The sequence below is a fragment of the Klebsiella sp. CN_Kp113 genome (assembly GCF_040064585.1).
Classification (GTDB): domain Bacteria; phylum Pseudomonadota; class Gammaproteobacteria; order Enterobacterales; family Enterobacteriaceae; genus Klebsiella; species Klebsiella michiganensis.
Window position 1 is genome coordinate 1 of the sequence record NZ_JBEAID010000005.1, and the last position, 716, is coordinate 716.

Consider the following 716-nt stretch of genomic DNA (forward strand, 5'->3'; position numbering starts at 1 on the left):
ATCGGGGTTGCGGACAGTGTCTGGTGGGTAGTTTGACTGGGGCGGTCTCCTCCTAAAGAGTAACGGAGGAGCACGAAGGTCAGCTAATCCTGGTCGGACATCAGGAGGTTAGTGCAATGGCATAAGCTGGCTTGACTGCGAGCGTGACGGCGCGAGCAGGTGCGAAAGCAGGTCATAGTGATCCGGTGGTTCTGAATGGAAGGGCCATCGCTCAACGGATAAAAGGTACTCCGGGGATAACAGGCTGATACCGCCCAAGAGTTCATATCGACGGCGGTGTTTGGCACCTCGATGTCGGCTCATCACATCCTGGGGCTGAAGTAGGTCCCAAGGGTATGGCTGTTCGCCATTTAAAGTGGTACGCGAGCTGGGTTTAGAACGTCGTGAGACAGTTCGGTCCCTATCTGCCGTGGGCGCTGGAGAATTGAGGGGGGCTGCTCCTAGTACGAGAGGACCGGAGTGGACGCATCACTGGTGTTCGGGTTGTCATGCCAATGGCATTGCCCGGTAGCTAAATGCGGAAGAGATAAGTGCTGAAAGCATCTAAGCACGAAACTTGCCCCGAGATGAGTTCTCCCTGACCCTTTAAGGGTCCTGAAGGAACGTTGAAGACGACGACGTTGATAGGCCGGGTGTGTAAGCGCAGCGATGCGTTGAGCTAACCGGTACTAATGAACCGTGAGGCTTAACCTTACAACGCCGAAGATGTTTTGGCG

At 55.0% G+C, this 716-nt stretch carries 1 rRNA gene; it reads left to right on the forward strand.

Annotated features, from left to right (window positions below):
• Positions 1–693: ribosomal RNA gene (locus ABLV30_RS02285) — 23S ribosomal RNA — on the forward strand; the annotation flags it as partial.
• Positions 694–716: the final 23 nt, after the last annotated feature.